Here is a 19,413-nt window from a genome sequence, read left to right as displayed (position 1 = left end):
CTCATTAACATAGTTAATTAACCTATTGACTACCAGAGCATTTACTTTCATTGTTTTTAAGTGAATTTTTTATTTTAATAACATTATTGTAAACACACTAACTCCCCGCTTTATCAGCATAAGGACAACTTTACTTAAATAATGTTATTATCCATTCATAATCCTACTTCATTCTCGTAATGTTCTTATATTTGGAAAATTGTAATGAGACGGGTGCATAAGTGCACAAGTAGGAAGAGACCTGACATGTTCCGCTAAATAGAAGCTACGCATAAATTGCCCGGAATTAAGATTCGCACAGGATCGAAAATAAAACAGCCATATATGACGATAATCATCCGATAAAGATATTTGTTATTTTAATGCTTATGTTTTCCCATAGTATTAAAATAAGGTTAGTTGGGAAAAGATTGTTGTGAAACAATCTTTTCTTTTTTTTACAATCATATTATATATATTTTTTGAATCAGGCATTATCAAATTAAAAAAAGTTTATCTATACAGTAAAAAGCTATGAGAGAACTAATACAATTACCCCTGATAAGTGAGAAACTGTTCAAGATGCATTCCCCTGTGACATCCAGCACCGACATCGCCGAGTTCATACCCTATATCTGTATTGCACAGGAGCTTCATATTGCAGACATACTGGGCGAACCGCTGATGGAAGAATTATGCGAACAGGTATCGGCCAATACCCTTACTCCGGAAAACAGCGACCTGATACTGAAAATCGCCCCTGCCCTCTCCTTTTGCGCTGTATATCAGGCTTTACCTTTTCATTGGGCTATTATTGTAAACAAGGGCATTACAATCCGGGAAAGTGAAAACAGTAAAGGTGTGGATATAAAAGATCTTGCACAATTGCGGCAGTGGATAAAGAATGATGCAGATATGTTAAAACAACAACTTGTGGATTTCCTTTATAAGTGCCGTACTAACTATCCATTGTGGCAGCCGGAAAATAAGTGTAAAAAAGATATGGAATTCGACAGCGGATTCTATTTTCCGAAACGCTAGTTCAGATTCCTGTTTTCAAGAACAATCTCTTTATAAAAAAGACAGTTTGAATAAACTGTCTTTTTTCTGTTTTTACAGTTTAAATTTGGCCTAAGAAACTATTTTTAACAATAAAAAGTCATTATTTCGATATAGTAAACTATTTTTTCTAAAATCATGTCATATCTTTGTGCCTCGAAAAAAAGACAATAAAGACAATAATAGAGTAAAGACAAAAACTTATCAAACTAATTGAACAGATATTTGTTGAAATATAAGACAACACAAAAGACATAAGACGTATTTGTTCAAACTATTAACTTATGAAACTAATAACAAGGACTTCGACTTTACATTTGATCGTAATTTTAATAATGTCGAACTTCTCAATACTCACAGCACAAGTAACGATCGGTTCCAACCTTTCTCCAAGGACAGGAGCCTTACTTGATCTCAAGGAGACGGATACAAGCGGCAGCAATTTAGCAAATTCCACAAAAGGGCTGCTATTACCGCGTGTATCTCTGGTCAGCCCCCAAAGCATGGTGCCTTTGGTTATCTCGGCAACCGAAGAGGAAAAAAAACAATCGACAGGTATGGTTGTGTATAATATGCAGGAAACACCGGAACTCTCTATCGGGCTTAATATATGGGACGGCACTCAATGGGTTCCCATCTCCGATACCGGCTGTCCACCTGATATTGCGGCTGATTTCACACTGGTTTCAGCCACTGTGAGAGGTACATATATAAAAGGAATGGAACTTACTCCGCTGAACTATTTAAATATAGTTCTGGATATTTCTGTTCCCGGAAAATATATTATCACAGGAACCACCACCAATGGCTATGATTATATTCTAACAGGCGAATTCCTGACAGCAGGAGTACAAACAATCATGGTGCCGGGAAGTGGTACACCCGTTCTATCCACCAGCGATCTTTCCAACATACCGGATGCAATAGAGATCAGGATCAATACTGCTGAAATATCTTTGACCAATCAGGTTCTCGGTAAGCCATTAGATTATCTTATCGACTGTAATACATTGGCTGTAAATGGAACATATCTGGTAGGAACGGATTTGAATCCGTCAACCAATTATCTTACAATACAGGGTATAGCCACGGCACCTTCGGCAGGAGGAATGTATGAAATAAAGACAGATGAAGTCAACGGATATTCTTTTGCCAAAACAGGATTACTGGCAAGTGGAAGCCAGACATTTACAATATCCCCGGCTAATCTGACTGATAAACCGTTGACGCAGGGTTTGAATAATTTCACCCTCACAACAAACAGTGCATTGTCTGCTACTACATGTCCTTTTACCATAAAAGCAGTATATCCTGCTTTGTCAGTGTACATAAATAACATTTCATACGCAGGCTATCCCGCTTCTATGACGACTATAGCCGGGAATACAGCCAACTACGGGCCAAGCGGAATATACGATAAAGTGGAAAAGATAACTTCTACCACCGGTTCTACGGCCAATACAATAACCAATATGACTAATAAGGCTACCGACGTAACCATCATCAATTACAGTATGACTTTGAATGCGACAGAGGCTGCAACAGCGCTGGCTTATATCAAAAGCGGAAAGATACTTATCTATGCTGTAGACAATACCACCGTTCCTGTGGCGGGTGCAGTATCGATAGTCGCAGGTCTGTTAGGAGTCAGTACTTCATCCGTATCGGCGACCTATTCTGCCGCAACCAATGCCGAAGCGGGTATTATAGTAAATTCAACTACACTCACATCGCCGAACGACAAGGTTGTCAACGGACCTTTTGGTAATGCATCCGGCTTATCTTTTGCCAGGGATGTCGACTACAACTGGAAGATAGATTTGGCAGCATCAGTTACCGATACATCTGTCCGAAACCGCTTTATCCCTATAGCCAAGGTGTCGGACGGAGCAGCGCGTATCCTGCTGGTAGAGGACAGCGACAGCAAGGGTGCACTCATTTTGCTCACCGACGGGGGTGCATGGGCCAATCTGGCTAACACAGGTTATGAGCCGAAAAAGATACTTTTCAGTAATATTCTGGCATGGGCTGTAGACAGGCTCAATGAGTGACACCAAATTCTAAAAGGAGAAAGAAAGTAACCGATAAGTTGCTCGTTTTATTCCCGTTAACAGGAGAATATCATATAAAAAGAAAAAGTCCCCGATATCACATCGCAGACCTCTTCAACCTTAACACAAACTTTACAAAACTACACAAATATAACGCAGAATTATATAATAATGTTCTATTAGAGCCGTTAAACTTGGTTAATAATGCGTTTAAGAAGCTAGTAAACACATAAAACAATGCATCCGCATAATAAAAGAAAATCCCCTGTATACAGTGTAATACAGGGGATTTTTATCTAAAAATATTTTATCAATTACCCAGCCGTTCCTTCAGCAGAGCAGGTATCTCCGACGGTTCTTTCGCCACCCTTACTCCCGCAGCTTCCAGTGCAGCAATCTTATCGGCTGCCGTACCCGAGCCGCCTGCTATAATGGCACCGGCATGCCCCATCTGTTTACCCTGAGGAGCTGCCTGCCCGGCGATGAAGCCGACAACAGGTTTTGTCACATGCTTGCGGATATACTCTGCGGCCTGTTCTTCTGCGTTACCACCTATTTCGCCTATCATAACTATGCCATCGGTATCGGGGTCATTCTGCAGCATCTCCAGCAATTCGCGGTAGTAAAGCCCCACGACAGGGTCACCACCCATACCTACGGCAGTGGATTGTCCCATACCGTTTGCCGTAAGGTGATACACTACCTCATATGTCAATGTACCACTCCGGCTGATGACACCGATATTCCCTTTCTTAAAAATCTGTCCCGGCAGGATCCCTACAAGGCATTTGTCGGGCGACATCAGCCCCGGGCAATTAGGCCCTATCAGCATCGCCCCTTTCATCTGGGTATAACGGTATGCCTTCACCGCATCCAGTGTAGGGAGTCCTTCCGATATGCAGATAATGAGTCTGACTCCCGCATCCGCTGCTTCCATAATCGCATCCGCTGCAAATTTAGCAGGAACAAATATAATGGATGTATTGGCTTGAGTCTGTTGTACAGCTTCATATACGGTATTGAATACGGGTACGCCGAGTATCTCCGTACCACCTTTTCCGGGTGATGTACCGCCTACTATATTAGTACCGTATTCTAGCATCTTCTTAGTATGGAAACTGCCGTCGCGTCCGGTAATTCCCTGTACTATCAGTCGTGTGGATTCGTTTATTAGTATACTCATATTGTTTAAGCTTTAAGCCGATAGCCGTTAGCCATTAGCTTTTATTGTTTTCGATTGATACTATTTTTAAGCTAAAAGCTATCAGCTATTGGCTAACAGCTAATTTTACCGCTTCACCCATTGTTTCCGCTACTTTAAAGCGGGTTCCTGCAAGCATATCACGCCCCTGCTTTTCGTTAGTACCTGTAAGGCGAACGATAACGGGAATATCGGTTTTTAATTGTTCGAAGGCGGTAAGCAAACCCGAAGCCACATCGTCGCAACGGGTTATGCCGCCGAATATATTGATTAACACTACTTTCACTTTCGGATCTTTGAGCAACAAGGTCATGGCCTCTATCACCTTATTGGGGTTGGAACTACCGCCTATGTCGAGAAAATTGGCGGGTGTACCACCGTATAATTTTATCATATCCATAGTAGCCATAGCAAGGCCTGCACCATTTACCATACAGCCTATTTCGCCATCGAGATGTACATAGCTGAATCCTTTCTCCTTGGCATACGCCTCTGTTTTCTCTTCTTCGGTAGGTTCGAAAAGGGCATGTATCTGCGGCTGACGGTAGAGCGCATTGTCGTCGAAGGTCATTTTGGCATCTATTGCTATCAGGTTGCCTTCTTTTGTGAGTACCAGCGGATTGATTTCGGCCAGTGATGCATCTTTGTCTATGAACAGTTTATATAGTTTTTGTAATATTACTGCCAGTTGATTCACCTGGTTTATTTCTTCGAATATAGTAAATGCAAACCGCCGCGCCAGATAATCAGGAATTCCGATAAAAGGATCAATGGCAAATTTGTGTATCTTTTCCGGTGAATGTTCGGCGACTTCCTCTATATCCATACCGCCTTCGGCACTCATCATCAGGATGACGGATTTAGTATTGCGGTCGATAACGAAACTCACATAGTATTCCGAACCTATGTTAACAGCTTCGCTCACAATAATTTTTGTAACGGGAAATTCTTTGATACTCATACCCAGAATATCCGTTGCATATTGTTTTACATCTTCCCTGTTCTTTGCCAGTTTAACTCCTCCTGCCTTACCGCGGCCTCCGGTAAGCACCTGTGCTTTTACTACCACACGCTCCATGTTCAGCCCGTCGTATGCGGTAACAGCCTCATTGGCTACATTACATAGTACATACTTTTCAACGGGAATGCCATAAGACGAGAATAGATTTTTTGCCTGATATTCGTGTATCTTCATAGGTATAAAAAAATTTAAGTAGTTATTAAATTGATACCTTTTCTTTAACAGCTAAATTTACTGGTAAGTTTTTTAATAAAGTACATTTTATAGATAATTTTAATTTAAGAGGAGATAGATGATGTTTATATAACGGATATCGAGTAAAAACAACGTGGCGAAAAAAGTTAAATATTAACCTGTTATTCCGAAATCAGCCTGCAATATATAACCCAACCCAAACTTTTATTTATCTTTACCACTGTTAATTAAGATATACCCTAACGAATCTGACATATGAAAAAACTATGTAAATACCTATTGATTGCAGGCATACTGTGCAGTTATACATCATGCAATACAAAGAACAAGCAACAACTGGAAGAAGCTAACCGGACCGAAGTTGAAGCAGTAACCAAGGCCGAACAAAACGGATGGTACCTGTCCTTACAGTCCTATACTTTCCACCGGTTCACCTTTGCCGAAGCTCTGGACAAAACCCGCGAACTGGGAGTGAAATACATCGAGGTATTCCCCGGGCACAAGCTGGGCGATAAATGGGGTGACAAAGTATTCGGCATAGACCTCACTGCCGAAGAACGCAAAGAAATAAAAGAATTTGCCGAAAGCAAAGGTGTAAGAATAATCTCCACCGGAGTATATAGCACAGATAACCCCGACAACTGGGAAAAAGAATTTATCCTGGCCAAAGACATGGGCATGGAATTCATTTCCTGCGAACCGGCCGTAAAAGACTGGGACCTTATAGAAAGCCTTGTAGACAAATACGGCATAAAAATAGCCGTGCATAACCATCCGCAGCCGTCAACTTACTGGAACCCCGATCTGCTGCTGGCACAGATAGCCAATCGCAACCCGATGATAGGCGCATGCTGCGACGTAGGTCACTGGCGTCGCGAAGGCTTAAACCAGACAGACTGTCTCAGGAAACTGGACGGACGCATCGTATCGCTGCATTTCAAGGATATAGCCGAAAAGAAAGATGGTGAAACCGAACAACACGACGTTATCTGGGGAAAAGGCATACTCGATGTAGAGGGGATGCTGAAAACACTTAAAGCACAAAACTTTAAAGGATACATATCTATAGAATATGAGAACAATTGGGACAATTCCGTTCCGGACATAAGGCAATGTATCGACTACTACACAACAATAACTGAGAAAATCTTTTGAAAGACTTCATATTTCATCGCAAAGAGGGTGTATCAAAAGGGGCACAGTACTATCAATGTGCTACCCTCTTTGTCATTGGCTCCGCTTCGCTCTGCCGAACGTTGTTTCTGAGTGTAACGAAGGATCTCGACCCAGAGAAACGAGATGTTTCACTCCGTTCAACATGACAACCAACGGTCACAGGAGCGTAGCGTATGTAAATAGAAAGTGAAAAATACTTTTGACACACCTTCTTTCTGTTTTCATAAAGTCTGTTTTTACATCATTTTAAAATAAAGAGTTAAACTATTGTGCTGTCAGTTTGTTCAAAAAACAATTGCTTTTCGTACATTTACTCCAAATAGCAGATAAATGCAATATATGTCCGGCAGAAATACAATAAAGCAACGCAGTTATATAAATATGCTCGTTATCGGTATCCTTATCGGTGGCATTGTCATGTACCTCTTTAGCGTTAAAGACAAAGGAGGAGACAAAGTAGAAGTTTCTCACAATATGATTGTAGAGAAAATAGAAAGCCTCGGCAATCTGGAAGTCTTGAAATACAACATTCAGGATATGGTGGAATACAAGAAAGTGCGGCACTGGTTGCCAAATGCCAAGACAGCACTCATCGTATCGGGTGAAGTAATCTGCTGCATAGACCTCACACGGCTCAAACCCAAAGACATATACACCTCCGGCGATTCCATACGCCTGACTTTGCCTGCCCCGGAAGTCTGTCATGTAACCATAGATCACTCGGCTTCGCGCATCTACGATATGCAGTTCGGGTTGTGGGAATCGACACAGATAGCGGATGAAGCCTACCGTCAGGCCGAAAAGCAGTTACGCGAACAAGCTGAAAAACTGGATATGGACAGTAAAAGCCGCGATAGTGCTGTGAACCTGCTGCGTCCTATTTTGCAGGCAATGGGCTTCGAACATATACTTATCACCTTCGGACAGGGAAAGGGATATAAGGAAAAATAAAAACACAAGTTTGACACCATCCAATATTTATCAGGGAATCTATCATTCCCAGATCAGCGTTCTCTTTAAAGTTTCATATAAATTATGGCACAAATTTTGCTTTTAACATAAAAATTGAAACTTCATGAAGCCGAAAACTAAAAAGAGAATAAAAAGCGCAATGATTATAATACTTTCAGTCACAGCATTATTAGCAGTCACAGTTGCAATATTTGTCAATCAGCCAAGTTTTGGCTGTACACCAAGCGGGGAACGTAAAGAACGGGTAAAGAACTCACCGAATTACAGGGACGGAAAATTCCAGAATTTGAGCCATACACCGCAACTAACGGGAGACAAAGGATATATAGGTATTATGTATGAGTTTCTTTTTGTAAAACACGAACGTGTGACTCCTACCGATAAAATTCCTTCAGTGAAAACCGACTTACTCCATCTCGACCGGAATGATGATATACTGGTCTGGTTCGGGCATTCATCCTATTTCATACAGATAGACGACAAGCGCATACTGGCCGATCCGGTATTCAGTAAGGCCGCATCACCCGTTTCTTTTGCTAACAAGGCTTTCGATGGTGCCGACGGATATAAAGCAGAAGATATGCCTGATATAGATTACTTATTTATTTCGCACGACCACTGGGATCATCTCGATTATAAAAGTGTAATGGCGCTCAAAGACCGCACAGATAAAATAATTTGCGGACTGGGCGTGGCAGAGCACTTCGAAAGATGGGGCTTTGATATGGATAAGGTTGTAGAACTGGACTGGAACGAGGATGCCGTTATCGGTGACGGATTTACGACATACTGCCTTCCTGCGCGGCATTTTTCGGGTCGGGGGCTTTCTCCGAACCAGTCGTTATGGGCTTCATTTCTCCTGCAAACACCTACAATGAAAATCTATCTGGGCGGCGACAGCGGATATGACACACATTTTGCCAAAATAGGTGAACGCTTCGGCAAGATAGACCTGGCGATACTCGAAAACGGACAATATGGCACAGGATGGAAATATATCCATATGACACCCGAAGAAGTGGTGCAGGCAGCCAAAGATTTGCATACAGAGGTACTATTCCCGGTCCATTCGTCTAAATATGCCCTTGCAAACCATTCGTGGGACGACCCTCTGAAAAGGGTGACAGCAGCAGGTAAGGTAGAGAATATGCGCCTGCTGACCCCAATGATAGGCGAAGTGGTGAATCTGAAAGGCAGTACACAGACGTTTAAAGAATGGTGGGTGGGGATTGAATAAAAGAAAAGGGTACGAATCTTAAAGCCCGTACCCGCACATGAAATACAAAAAACTAATTATTGCTGTCGGCAGCAAGTTCTTTCACGATATCCAGATCTTCCACCACCAACCGTTTATATCCGTTATTGATGGTAAAAATACTTAGCGTATCCAATATTTTGCGGCGAAGCTGGTGGATAACCGTATGATTGTAAAGCACATATGAATTGATTATCTCATTGGCATTTCCGCTCAGGTTGCCCGAACCCGACAGGCCTGCCAGTGTAGGCGAAGTGAGGCGGTGAGCAGATATGATTTTCTGGAAAATAATCTCATCCACATTGTTGTACAGATCGGCATTGTTACTCGCTGTATATGATGTCACCACAGGCTTTACTTCCTGACTTTCGCCCCAAAGCACAACGATGCTGTTTGCCCCGTTGGTACCTGCATAGCTGCTTTCGATATCTTTCTGGAATTGTTCTTTCTGTTCCTCTGCCGGATTACTCGGCATCGTAATAATGGTAGAAGGTACAAAACCATTGTTGATAGAGTTGCGGTAAAATTTACCCAGCAATCCATCCGCCTCTATATAATTCAATGCGGAATAATATTGGGGAACAGGATAATAATCGAGGCTCGGCTCATAATCCTTGTAATAGAAAAGATACGGAACGCCTTTCTGCATTTCTTCGGCCCCGTAAGCCTTTATCTCTACAGGGGCGAATTTCCCGTACGTCTTGCGCCAGTCGTTAGACAGGAAAAAGCTAAGATAAGTGCCAAACTCGTTGACTTCCCCTACCCTCACTTTACTGAAATCGGTATGGTAAAGGCTTACAGTCTTGCCGTTTTCGTTCAGTATCACCTGAAAGCAGTATCCGCCGAAAGTCACATAATCTTTAGCTATTTTTTCTATCAAAGCATCCCAGTCGTCGGCAGGATTAGGTTGACCGTAATATTCCCCGTCCTTCACTCCTGTTCCGCAAATATAAGTCACTTTGTTGTCTATCACAGCTTTGTTGATTGCCGATTCGTTGTTCAGTTCAATGATTCGCTGCGGCAATAAATTGTCGCGGTCATAGCTTACCCAACCTTTTGTGTTGCGGGTGAACGTCGGGTATGATTTTACCGATTGGGATAATTTAATTACTGCATAATCGGCTCCTGTCGAATGTTGTTTCATATTTTCTGCTTTTTTCATTGGTGTTTTTAGAGTATAGATAAATTATTTCGATTTTGATAACAGAATGGAGGAGTTTTATTTAACTTCGTTCATTCAAAACACAATCGCATATACATACCAAACCTACAACAGATGAGATAAGAGAAAGATTCGACTGTGGTATTAAATAATAAATCGGACAGATGCTCACACCTAACCAAAACAATAGAAATATCAAAAAAGGAAATGGATTGGGTACAAAGGAAAAAACCGGATAATATCAGTCTTCTTTATCCTCTGCAAATAATATCTGCTCAATATCCTCTTTCGGCATCCCTGCCTTGAGTAATTTATTCCGTAAATCCAGTTTGCGGAAATTCATATTCTCCTTGTGCGGACGTACTCCCAACAGGACTGCAACATCATTGCGCTTATATCCGCAATAGTAAAGCATAAACAGTAGTAGTTCCTTATCTTTCAGCACCGAAAGCACATTTTCACCATACGGTTGTTTCTGAAAATGTTCTTTAGCCTGTCCCACAAGCTGCTCATTGGTATTTTGCCTGAAGCTTTCCACCATCTTCTTTATTTTCACATAAAGTTCGGGTTCTTCTTTGGCTCCGAATTCTTTGGCCAGTAATTTCACCTGTTTATCTATTTCCACCCATTCGGTTACAATATTACGGTATATACCCTGCATATACGTCAGGCTTTCGTCCTGATGTTCGAGAAGTTTCTGCTGAACCAGTGATTGCTCCTCCAACAATTTGTTGCGTTCGTCTATCCTCTGACGTTTGAGCCGCATGGTTCTGTTATTAAAATATGCTACTACCAATACAATGAATACGAGCGATATACCGCCCAGTAAGTAGAGGTAGTTGCGCATAAGCAAACTATCCAACTCTTTTTTATGGAGGGCAGCTTTATATTTTTTATCTGCTTCCGATAATTTTTGCAGACTGTTTGATTCATTTATTTGCCGGGTAACATCCAATAGTAAGTTATTGTAATGCAATGCTTCCTTGTAATCTCCATTTTCTTCGTGGTAGCTCGCCAGAGATTTATAAAGATCTTCCAATGTCCGCGGATATGTTATTTTGACCAGATGTTCCTTCATCAGATCCGAATAATACTTTGCCGAATCCGGTTGATTCTGATTATGATATAACTTCAAAAAACTAAGGCATATCCTTATTGCCTCTTGTTGGTCGGTAGTTTCGGCAAGCGCTTTTCTCAGATAATCAGCAGATTTCTGATGGTCGCCTTTTTTCCGATACAGCATTCCCAACATATGGGTGAAAGATACCTGAGATGGAATATTATTCAGTTCTTTCGAATAACGTAAACCTTCGTCAAAATAATAATAAGCGCTATCCAGTTTTCCCTCAGACTGGTAAGCTATACCTGTAAATCTCATTATCTGTAGCCTGAAGTCTTCCATCCCTCCATTTTTTGCATAATGATCCAATGCCTGTCTGTAGTTGACAATAGCACTGTCCATCACACCTTTTTCATAATATAAGTTACCGATGCTATGCCGGCTTTTGCCCATCAGTAAATTGTTACCGGCTTTACGGGCATAATGCCCTGCCAGCATAAAATGCTCCAATTCTTTATCGGGAATATTATTCGCATGATATACACCTGCTGCATAATAGTGTGCCAGTGCCGACTGATAAGGATCGTTTTTTGTGTCAAAATACTTTTGTGCTTCAAAGACCAAAGTATCGCTCTTTATATCCTTACGCATCAAAGACTTTGCCTGAACATGCAATAAAATATAGCGCATATAGCTGTCTTGATCCATACCGGAAGGATTACGGATAGAATCGAGCAGAAGAAGTGCTTCGGAAGGATTGTCTTCTATTTTACTCCGGGCTTGCTCCAATAGCTTTGCAGAATGCCCGCCTTTCTCACAGGAGTAAAGAAAGAGTATGAATAAAAGAGAATATGTAAGACTTTTAGCTAATGCTATATTGCTCATTAAAAAAGAACCAGACTAGAAAAGGTTCGGGATTACAAGTCCCGAACCCCTTCAATATTGTTATTTGAAAAATTTAATATCAATCAATTTCAAAGGTACCATATTTTTTCAAAGAAGTAGCAGTATTCACAAATGTTATAGTGTACTTACCTGCTGGAAGTCCAGAAATATTTACAGACAATTTGCTTGAATTTGACGTATTTACAACCTTTGTGTAATATACAGCGCCAGTTTCATCTTTAACGGCCACGGTTACAACACCTAAATTAGCTGTGAATGATACTACCAGACTCTTGTCATCAACCATTTTTACTGATATAGGAGATACGGTAGACATAACAGCCATTCGAGCAGCCGCCGGAGGATTTATAGTAGGACCGCCTTCACCCGGTCCGTCTCCTACCGCAATATCTACGATATTACCAGCAAAAGCATTTCCTCCCAGACACAACATAATAAACACTAAGAAGTAAAATTTTGTTCTCATAATAGATTAATTTTTAAATTATTGCGTGTTCTAAACAGGCATTTACAGCCAATTGATAAAGTTAGATATTTTAATTTATATTTTCTTCCGAAAATAATATTTTTTCAATATCATACTGTTCCATTCCTGCTTTGAGAAGTTTATTCCTCAAATCCAGTTTGCGGAAGGCCATATTATCCTTGTGTGGATTAACACCCAACAAAATTGCGACATCATTACGTTTATATCCGCAGTAGTAAAGCATAAAGAGCAGCAGATCCTTGTCCTTCAGGGTAGAAACGGCACTATCGCCATAGGGTTGTTTCAGAAAATGCTCTTTAGCGAGTACCACAAGCTGCTGATTGGTATTCTGTTTAAAATTTTCTATCATCTGTTTTATTTTCATGTAGAGTTCGGGTTCTTCTTTCACCCCGAATTCTTTAGCCAGAGACTTCACCTTTTTGTCTATATCCGCCCATTCGTCTACAATACTACGATATATACCCTGCATATATGTAAGGCTTTCGTGCTGATGTTCAAGCAATTTCGCATGCACCTGCGACTGCTCTTCGAGTAATTTGTTGCGCTCGGCTACTCTCTGACGCTTGAGACGCGATGTCCGGCTCCTGAAATAGACGGTCATAAGAATAATCAGTGTGAATGATACAGCGCCTATTGAATACAGATAACTGCGCATGCGCGTGCTTTGCAGTTCCTGTTGTTCTATAACCGCCTTGTACTTTCGGTCGGCTTCAGCCAGCTTTTTAGTATTATCAGCCTCTTTGATTTCCCGGGTAGTAGTATCATACAGATTATTATAATAAAGCGCCGTTTTATAATCTCCGCTTTTCTTATAATATTCCGATATAGCTGCATAGCTTTCCTGGCGGGTGTTGATATATGTCATTTCAGGAATATATGACAACAGTTGATTGGAATAATACATTGCAGAATCAAGCTTGCTCATATCGTTGTATAACATGAGTATACTGAGATTAATACGCCGTTTCTCATCCCGATTGGTAGTTCCGTGTATTGCTTCTTGCAAATAAGATTCCGCTTTGGGAAAATCTTCCAAATCACGATAAACGATACCTAATAAATGAGAAAAGGTTATTTGGGAGGCTTTATTATCAAGTTGTTTTGCCAATTGCATACCTTTGTTAAAATAAACAAATGCACTATCGAAATTACCCTCCATTTCATAGGAAAAGCCTGTAAGATTTATTGCATGCAATATATATTTCTCAGATTCCTTACTTACCGGGTAATAATGTAAAGCCCGTTTATAATTAACTATGGCACTGTCCTGTATATTCTTACGGTGATACAGGTTTCCAATCCAATGAAGACTTTTGCCAGCCAAAAGGTTATCACCTGCTTTTAAAGCATAATGCATTGCTAGTTTAAAATGTTCCAGTTCTTTATCAGCAAATTCGTTTTCATTATACAGGGCTGCTGTATGATAATGAGCCAAAGCCGCTTGCTGATAATTTTTCTTCTCATCAAAATATTTGTATGCATCGAAAATCAAGGTGTCATTCTTTATATCCGGCCGATGAATATTAAATTTTGCCTGCACCCTTGCTACTATATACTGCATATAATTATTTTTATCCATCTGCTCCGGATTGCGGATCGAGTCCAGCAATAAAAGGGCTTCGGATGGATTATTATCTACAATACTTTGCGCCTTTGTTAACAATTCTGCGGAATGATTGTCTTTTTTGCAGGAATAGAAAAAGAAAATTAGTAGTAGACAAAGTATATAACTTTTACTAAATGCTATATTTTTCATTAAACTAAGACCTAGAATAGAAAAGGCTCGGGCTGGTAAACCCGAACCCTTCTGAATTTATTTTGTAAAAAATGAATGATTAATTAACCTCAAAAGTGCCATATTTGTTCAATGTCTTATCCGCATTTGTAAATGAAATAGTATATGTTCCGGGCGGAAGCATACTGATATCTACCGATAAGCTGGTTGTTTCTGTAGTATCTACGCTTTTCACATAGTGTACCACACCTGCTTCATCTTTAATTGCCACAACTACTGCACCAACACTACTCCTGAATAATATATCCAGATTTACATCATCGGTTACAGTCACTGTTACCGGAGATACAGAAAACATTCTGGCCATAGGAAATATAGGACCAGTCTCTCCAGGTCCACCGGCATTATGCAAGGCAACATTAACTATTCCATCAACAGCAGCATAACTTATTCCGCCAACGCAAGAGATCAAAAACGCAAGAAAAAAAATTTTAATTCTCATAATTGTTTAGTTTTTACTTTAATTAATAAACATAAAAGAAGTATAGATAAAGTTGTGAGAGGAATATATAAAATTACATCCTATTTTTCATATTTAACATATTAAAAAGATTGAATATAGATTTTTTCTTAGATATAATTTTGTTAAGATTAACATATTTAGCAATTTAATTCATATAATAAAAGTAAAAAATATAGATTTTTTTTTAACAATCAATCGCTAAAAAAAGAATTAAAAATATTTGGACCCGCTATCTTTTGTCTTTCGTTCCTTCCAATGAGTTTGATTTCCATAATAACCTGATAAAGATAAATATTTATTTATCAAAATAGCAAAAAGGATACACACGCAGACGCCAAATAAAAAAAGAAAAGGTTGTTTCACAACAACCAATCTTCATTATTAACCTTAAAATCTAATACCATGAAAAACACATAGTATTAACGTAACGAAAGTGAATTTTGTTTAATGGATTGTTTCTATGTTAAAATAGATAGTGTCGATAAAGCGGTGAAATACGTGGCGGAGAGTCGCCTGAAAAAAAAACAGTCTTGCTTATTACCGAAAATATCTGATAAAAAATAAGAGAAACCTCCTTGCACTCAACTATCTTACCCAAAACAGGCATAAGTCCGGCATGGGGGAAACATAACAATACCGGCATGCAACCGGCAACCTGTTGCACTTTTAGCTTGTAAACTGTACTATGAATAAAATTTGTCATACTTTCGGCTCGCTTTTTGGGGCATAGATAAATTCATTTCAACTTTATGCAGATTTTATGATATTTTTTTAAAATTATCTATACCCCGATTCTTTTTTCTTTTATTTAATTTTCTTTTTTATATAGTCTTGTATAGTCTTGTCTTTAGTATAGTATAGGGTAGCGTATAGGTTAGTGTAGTGGTTAGTGTATAAGAAAGCGTATGGGGAAGCGTATGGGGAAGCGTATGGGGAAGCGTATAGAGTTGTGTAACTCTCAAGATACAGTAAACAGCAGTTTGAGAACATTATATTTATCATAAAATGAAACAAATTTACTATCGCCGCATGAAAAAAATTGATTAATCCTTTATCAAAATAAAAGTAATTTATCTATACAGTGAGAAATAATGAAGAATGGCGCAAGCGATTTATAATCTTGAAATTTTGAAATCTTTAAATATAAAAATTATGTTAAAAATCGAAATCAACAACCAGAAAATCTCTTTACCCGAATCATGGGCCGACCTTAGCCTTGCCGATTATGAAAAATGGTTTAAGCACCGCCCCGATGGCAAGATGGAATACGTGCACTTCATAGCCGGCATTTGCAGGCTGGACAGCCAATGGTTGCTTGACTCCCCTACCCAACTGTTCGATGCCATATACGAAGCTGTCAGCTTTGTGTTCGACACCGATTTCGAACCTGCAACAAGGGTCAATATCGATGGGCAGGATTTCTTTATCCCCGTATCGGACAAGCTCACACTGAGCGAATGGATAGACGTAGAGGAAACGCTCAACGGTGACAGCCAAACCAAAATTTCGGAAACGCTGGCTATCGTATGCCGTCCGGCGGGTGAAAGCTACAATCCCGATACTGCCGCCATACGACAAGAGACGTTCCGCAACCTGCCTTGCGACAAAGCCCTACCGTTGCTCGCTTTTTTTTTGTACAAAAAGAAAAAATCAGAAGCGATTTTGCACCATTATTCAACGGTGGTGGCTCAGGCAAACCGGTTTCTAAAGGATACAAAGACTTTTGTAATAAATGGGGGTGGTATAAAACAATTGCCGATCTGGCGGAGGATAAAATATACTTATTTGACCAGATCACTGGAAAGGCAGTTGTCGAAGTTTTCGGATTCCTCCTTTACCGGATAGATAAGATGCGGGCTGAAGATGAGCAGTATAAGTTTGAAAGGCAGATAAGGAGGTAGGAAAAGTAGAATTCCAGTATATTAGGCTTCGTCGCAGGGGATTTTCAATCCCCTGCTTTTTATTATCAGGATTTACAATCCAATAAACTCTTTGGTGGATTATAAATCCTCACAATAGAAACTTTCGGATTGCAAATCCGAAAGGACGGCGGGACGGTGGTATGTGAATTTTTTATCGACCAAAGGTAATCAAAAATAAAAAACTTTATCTATACCATAAAAACACTTATGGCAGACAAAACACTTAAATTAAAAATTGACAGTAGCGATGTTGTAGCATTGAAGGACAAGCTGGAGAATGTGGAAATAAAGACCATAAACGTAATTTCGGCTCAGGAAATATTACAAGGCATACTCACCTCGCCCGAGCCGGTAAAGAATATGGATAAGATTATACCCGCTTATCAAAAGATGGGTACAATTGTAGAAGGCATGTCGAAACTATTGCCCCGCAGCGCAAAAGGATTGCAGGAAGTGCAGGCGTCTATACAAACGGGCATAAATAAAGAACTGGATGGTGCAAAAAAGATAAGCGATGCACATAAAAAAAAGCTGGATGAAATAAAAAAAGAAGAAGCCGCTTTTATAAAATCGGCAAAAGAAAAAGAAAAAGAAGATCTCTCCGTTTTGAATTTTGCGCTCGCGAATGCTAAAAAAAGGGGGGATGATACCACCGTGCAGGAAACCCTGATAAGGAAACTATATGAACAAACAGAAGCCGGAATAACAAGGCACATACAGGACAACAACGACAAGCGCGCCCTGATAATACAAGATTCGATGAAAAATATGGCTACTGCCATAGACGATAACTACGAGAAGCAGAAAGCCTCGCTAGAAGCCAAGTACAAACTGGAAACGCAGGCAATAAAAAATGCAACCGACCTCACCATTGCCTCCGAAGACGAGAAAACAGCCCACATACAATATTCCGATGCCGACAGGCAGGCGATGGCGATAGCCCGGTTTCAGAAACTAAAAGACCTTGACGCCCAATATAATGAGGAATCGGCCAAGCTGGAACAGCAATACCAGAAAGACAAAGCCGGTACATTTGAGAATTTCCTGAAACAGCGTGGCGAAAAGATGGAAGTACATGTAGATACAGCTTCGAAGAAAATAAAGAAAAGTACGGAGAAAGTGGCTGATGAACTCGATTTCTTCTTTCAGGATATGATGTTGAAAGATAAGACCTTTTCGGACAAGACTGTCAGCCAGATTGTAGACCATTCCGTAAAATCGCAAAAAGCAATTACCGATGCAGCAGAAAAAGCAGCAGAAGCCAACAATCAATCTGCCGATGCTACAAAGAAGAATGCTGAAGCTACCGACAAAGCTGCCGATGCCACAAAGAAGTACCTCGACATACAGGCTACCCGAACCAACTATGCCAACCAGATAAATGAAGATAAGGCGTTGCGGGCATCTATGATGCAAAATATGATGACGCAAGTTGATGTATTTAATGAAGAAATAGCTGCCGCCGGCGACAATGCCGAGAAACGCAAGGAAATAGAAACCAAAAAACTGGAATATATAAAACAGGCAGGTGCCGAACTGATAACTATACAGCAAAGCATCACTGCCGCCGAGAAGAAAGAACAGGATCTCGGCATGGTGCAGTGGAAGCAGTATACCGAACAGCTAAGCACGGTGGCAAATAGCATAAAAGGAGCATTGACCCAGACTGCCGATTATTTTGGTGCGACTTTTGGGGCTATTAGTAGTGTGTATAAGGCAGAGATAGATGCAATAGATGAAGACATAAAACAAAATAAGGTTAATATAGCAGCTATTAAATACGATGCTGAACAAAGTACCAGCAAATTAAAAGAACTTGAAGAAGAAAAGAAAAAAGCAACAGAACAAGGACAGACCCAAAAAGCACAACAGCTTCAAAATGAAATAGATTATCATAATGGAATCTTAGCCACTAAAAAAGAATATGATGATAAAGATAAAGCATTAGAAGACAAAAAAGCCAAGAAACAAAAAGAGCAAGAAAAAATAGAAAAGCTAAACCGCAAAGCGACATTACTTAAAAATATTGGTGAAGGTATCTTTAATGTAGCACAAGGAGTAACAAAGGCTTTATCTTATGGGCCAATTCTCGGCCCTATATTGGCGGCGGTAGTTGCCGCAGCAGGGGCTATTCAGGTGGGTATAATGACAAAGCAGCTTGCCAAATTTGCCGACGGTGGACTGCTTAATGGCAAACGCCACTCACAAGGCGGCATGCGCATCGAAGGTACAAATATAGAAGTAGAAGGCGGCGAATATGTTATAAACAGAGAGTCAACAAGTAAAAATCTCGGCTTGGTACGCTATATAAACTCCCAACGTAAAGAATTAACACCCTCCGATGTAACCGGATTTTTCGCCAGAGCATCACAGGGTTTCGAACTGCCATTCCAAAGAGAGTTTGCTTCTGGTGGACTAATGCCTGCAATAGAAGCACCCGAATCTATTGATAATGATGCTTTAATAAAAGCAATCAAATCGATAAAAATAGAGTCAAAGGTTGCCGTTACGGATATTATTCGCGCACAAGAGGATGCAGTACAGGTAGATAGATGGTCGGGAAACTAATAATTTTTAATTACAGGGGATTTCTAAATCCCCTGTGAAAAAATTAAATTTTTTTCTTTATAATTTCACTATTACGCTTTTGAGATATGCATGATAATTTCCATCCTTATAGCCGTAATCGAAATCTATTTTATAAACATT

General features: G+C 40.1%; 14 protein-coding genes. 7 read left to right on the top strand and 7 right to left on the bottom strand.

What is annotated here, in order from left to right:
• The first annotated feature begins 513 nt into the window (after nucleotides 1-513).
• On the top strand, nucleotides 514-1,020 hold the full coding sequence (locus tag B3317_RS04785) for a DUF6712 family protein (protein ID WP_291109155.1): 507 nt from the start codon (nucleotides 514-516) through the stop codon (nucleotides 1,018-1,020).
• Between the two features lie 302 nt (nucleotides 1,021-1,322).
• Complete coding sequence (locus B3317_RS04780; protein ID WP_291109153.1) at nucleotides 1,323-3,089, top strand: hypothetical protein; 1,767 nt, start codon at nucleotides 1,323-1,325, stop codon at nucleotides 3,087-3,089.
• 310 nt (nucleotides 3,090-3,399) lie between these two features.
• On the opposite strand, the gene sucD is transcribed toward B3317_RS04780, so the two are convergent.
• Nucleotides 3,400-4,272: a succinate--CoA ligase subunit alpha gene (sucD, locus tag B3317_RS04775; protein ID WP_291109151.1), complete on the bottom strand. Its 873-nt coding sequence runs from the start codon at nucleotides 4,270-4,272 to the stop codon at nucleotides 3,400-3,402.
• Between the two features lie 85 nt (nucleotides 4,273-4,357).
• Nucleotides 4,358-5,485, bottom strand: a complete 1,128-nt coding sequence (gene sucC, locus B3317_RS04770; RefSeq protein WP_291109149.1) for an ADP-forming succinate--CoA ligase subunit beta — start codon at nucleotides 5,483-5,485, stop codon at nucleotides 4,358-4,360.
• A gap of 276 nt (nucleotides 5,486-5,761) precedes the next feature.
• Between sucC and B3317_RS04765 the strand changes: the two genes are divergently transcribed.
• The 3 genes from B3317_RS04765 (at nucleotide 5,762) to B3317_RS04755 (ending at nucleotide 8,891) form a co-directional block, all read left to right on the top strand.
• A complete protein-coding gene (locus B3317_RS04765; RefSeq protein WP_291109147.1) occupies nucleotides 5,762-6,661 on the top strand; it encodes a sugar phosphate isomerase/epimerase family protein in 900 nt (299 codons plus the stop codon).
• Nucleotides 6,662-7,021: 360 nt separating this feature from the next.
• Entirely contained in the window at nucleotides 7,022-7,633 is a 612-nt protein-coding gene (locus tag B3317_RS04760) for a DUF4230 domain-containing protein (RefSeq protein WP_291109145.1), read from the top strand.
• Nucleotides 7,634-7,757: 124 nt separating this feature from the next.
• Nucleotides 7,758-8,891, top strand: a complete 1,134-nt coding sequence (locus tag B3317_RS04755; protein ID WP_291109143.1) for an MBL fold metallo-hydrolase — start codon at nucleotides 7,758-7,760, stop codon at nucleotides 8,889-8,891.
• 52 nt (nucleotides 8,892-8,943) lie between these two features.
• Here B3317_RS04755 and B3317_RS04750 read toward each other — a convergent pair whose 3' ends face one another.
• The 5 genes from B3317_RS04750 to B3317_RS04730 form a co-directional block, all read right to left on the bottom strand.
• Nucleotides 8,944-10,071 carry a phage portal protein gene (locus B3317_RS04750; protein WP_291109141.1) on the bottom strand — a complete coding sequence of 376 codons (1,128 nt, stop codon included), beginning with the start codon at nucleotides 10,069-10,071 and terminating at the stop codon, nucleotides 8,944-8,946.
• A 241-nt stretch (nucleotides 10,072-10,312) separates the two neighbouring features.
• Entirely contained in the window at nucleotides 10,313-12,016 is a 1,704-nt protein-coding gene (locus tag B3317_RS04745; RefSeq protein WP_291109139.1) for a tetratricopeptide repeat protein, read from the bottom strand.
• Between the two features lie 79 nt (nucleotides 12,017-12,095).
• Nucleotides 12,096-12,503 (bottom strand): DUF3244 domain-containing protein, encoded by a 408-nt coding sequence (locus B3317_RS04740; protein ID WP_291109137.1) that lies wholly within the window; start codon nucleotides 12,501-12,503, stop codon nucleotides 12,096-12,098.
• Nucleotides 12,504-12,573: 70 nt separating this feature from the next.
• On the bottom strand, nucleotides 12,574-14,280 hold the full coding sequence (locus B3317_RS04735; RefSeq protein WP_291109135.1) for a tetratricopeptide repeat protein: 1,707 nt from the start codon (nucleotides 14,278-14,280) through the stop codon (nucleotides 12,574-12,576).
• Nucleotides 14,281-14,359: 79 nt separating this feature from the next.
• Nucleotides 14,360-14,761, bottom strand: coding sequence for a DUF3244 domain-containing protein (locus tag B3317_RS04730; protein WP_291109133.1), 402 nt, complete (start codon nucleotides 14,759-14,761; stop codon nucleotides 14,360-14,362).
• 1,173 nt (nucleotides 14,762-15,934) lie between these two features.
• Here B3317_RS04730 and B3317_RS04725 point away from each other — a divergent pair.
• Both B3317_RS04725 and B3317_RS04720 read left to right on the top strand, forming a co-directional pair.
• Nucleotides 15,935-16,627 (top strand): hypothetical protein, encoded by a 693-nt coding sequence (locus B3317_RS04725; RefSeq protein WP_291109131.1) that lies wholly within the window; start codon nucleotides 15,935-15,937, stop codon nucleotides 16,625-16,627.
• 284 nt (nucleotides 16,628-16,911) lie between these two features.
• Nucleotides 16,912-19,272, top strand: a complete 2,361-nt coding sequence (locus B3317_RS04720; protein ID WP_291109129.1) for a hypothetical protein — start codon at nucleotides 16,912-16,914, stop codon at nucleotides 19,270-19,272.
• Nucleotides 19,273-19,413: the final 141 nt, after the last annotated feature.

The organism is Dysgonomonas sp. UBA7710 (assembly GCF_002482385.1).
GTDB lineage: Bacteria > Bacteroidota > Bacteroidia > Bacteroidales > Dysgonomonadaceae > Dysgonomonas.
This window is presented reverse-complemented; position numbering and strand designations above follow the sequence as displayed.

Coding starts and splice junctions, on each gene's coding strand:
- B3317_RS04785 (WP_291109155.1), top strand. CDS start 514: ATGAGAGAACTAATACAATTACCCCTGATAAGTGAGAAACTGTTCAAG.
- B3317_RS04780 (WP_291109153.1), top strand. CDS start 1,323: ATGAAACTAATAACAAGGACTTCGACTTTACATTTGATCGTAATTTTA.
- sucD (WP_291109151.1), bottom strand. CDS start 4,272: ATGAGTATACTAATAAACGAATCCACACGACTGATAGTACAGGGAATT.
- sucC (WP_291109149.1), bottom strand. CDS start 5,485: ATGAAGATACACGAATATCAGGCAAAAAATCTATTCTCGTCTTATGGC.
- B3317_RS04765 (WP_291109147.1), top strand. CDS start 5,762: ATGAAAAAACTATGTAAATACCTATTGATTGCAGGCATACTGTGCAGT.
- B3317_RS04760 (WP_291109145.1), top strand. CDS start 7,022: ATGTCCGGCAGAAATACAATAAAGCAACGCAGTTATATAAATATGCTC.
- B3317_RS04755 (WP_291109143.1), top strand. CDS start 7,758: ATGAAGCCGAAAACTAAAAAGAGAATAAAAAGCGCAATGATTATAATA.
- B3317_RS04750 (WP_291109141.1), bottom strand. CDS start 10,071: ATGAAAAAAGCAGAAAATATGAAACAACATTCGACAGGAGCCGATTAT.
- B3317_RS04745 (WP_291109139.1), bottom strand. CDS start 12,016: ATGAGCAATATAGCATTAGCTAAAAGTCTTACATATTCTCTTTTATTC.
- B3317_RS04740 (WP_291109137.1), bottom strand. CDS start 12,503: ATGAGAACAAAATTTTACTTCTTAGTGTTTATTATGTTGTGTCTGGGA.
- B3317_RS04735 (WP_291109135.1), bottom strand. CDS start 14,280: ATGAAAAATATAGCATTTAGTAAAAGTTATATACTTTGTCTACTACTA.
- B3317_RS04730 (WP_291109133.1), bottom strand. CDS start 14,761: ATGAGAATTAAAATTTTTTTTCTTGCGTTTTTGATCTCTTGCGTTGGC.
- B3317_RS04725 (WP_291109131.1), top strand. CDS start 15,935: ATGTTAAAAATCGAAATCAACAACCAGAAAATCTCTTTACCCGAATCA.
- B3317_RS04720 (WP_291109129.1), top strand. CDS start 16,912: ATGGCAGACAAAACACTTAAATTAAAAATTGACAGTAGCGATGTTGTA.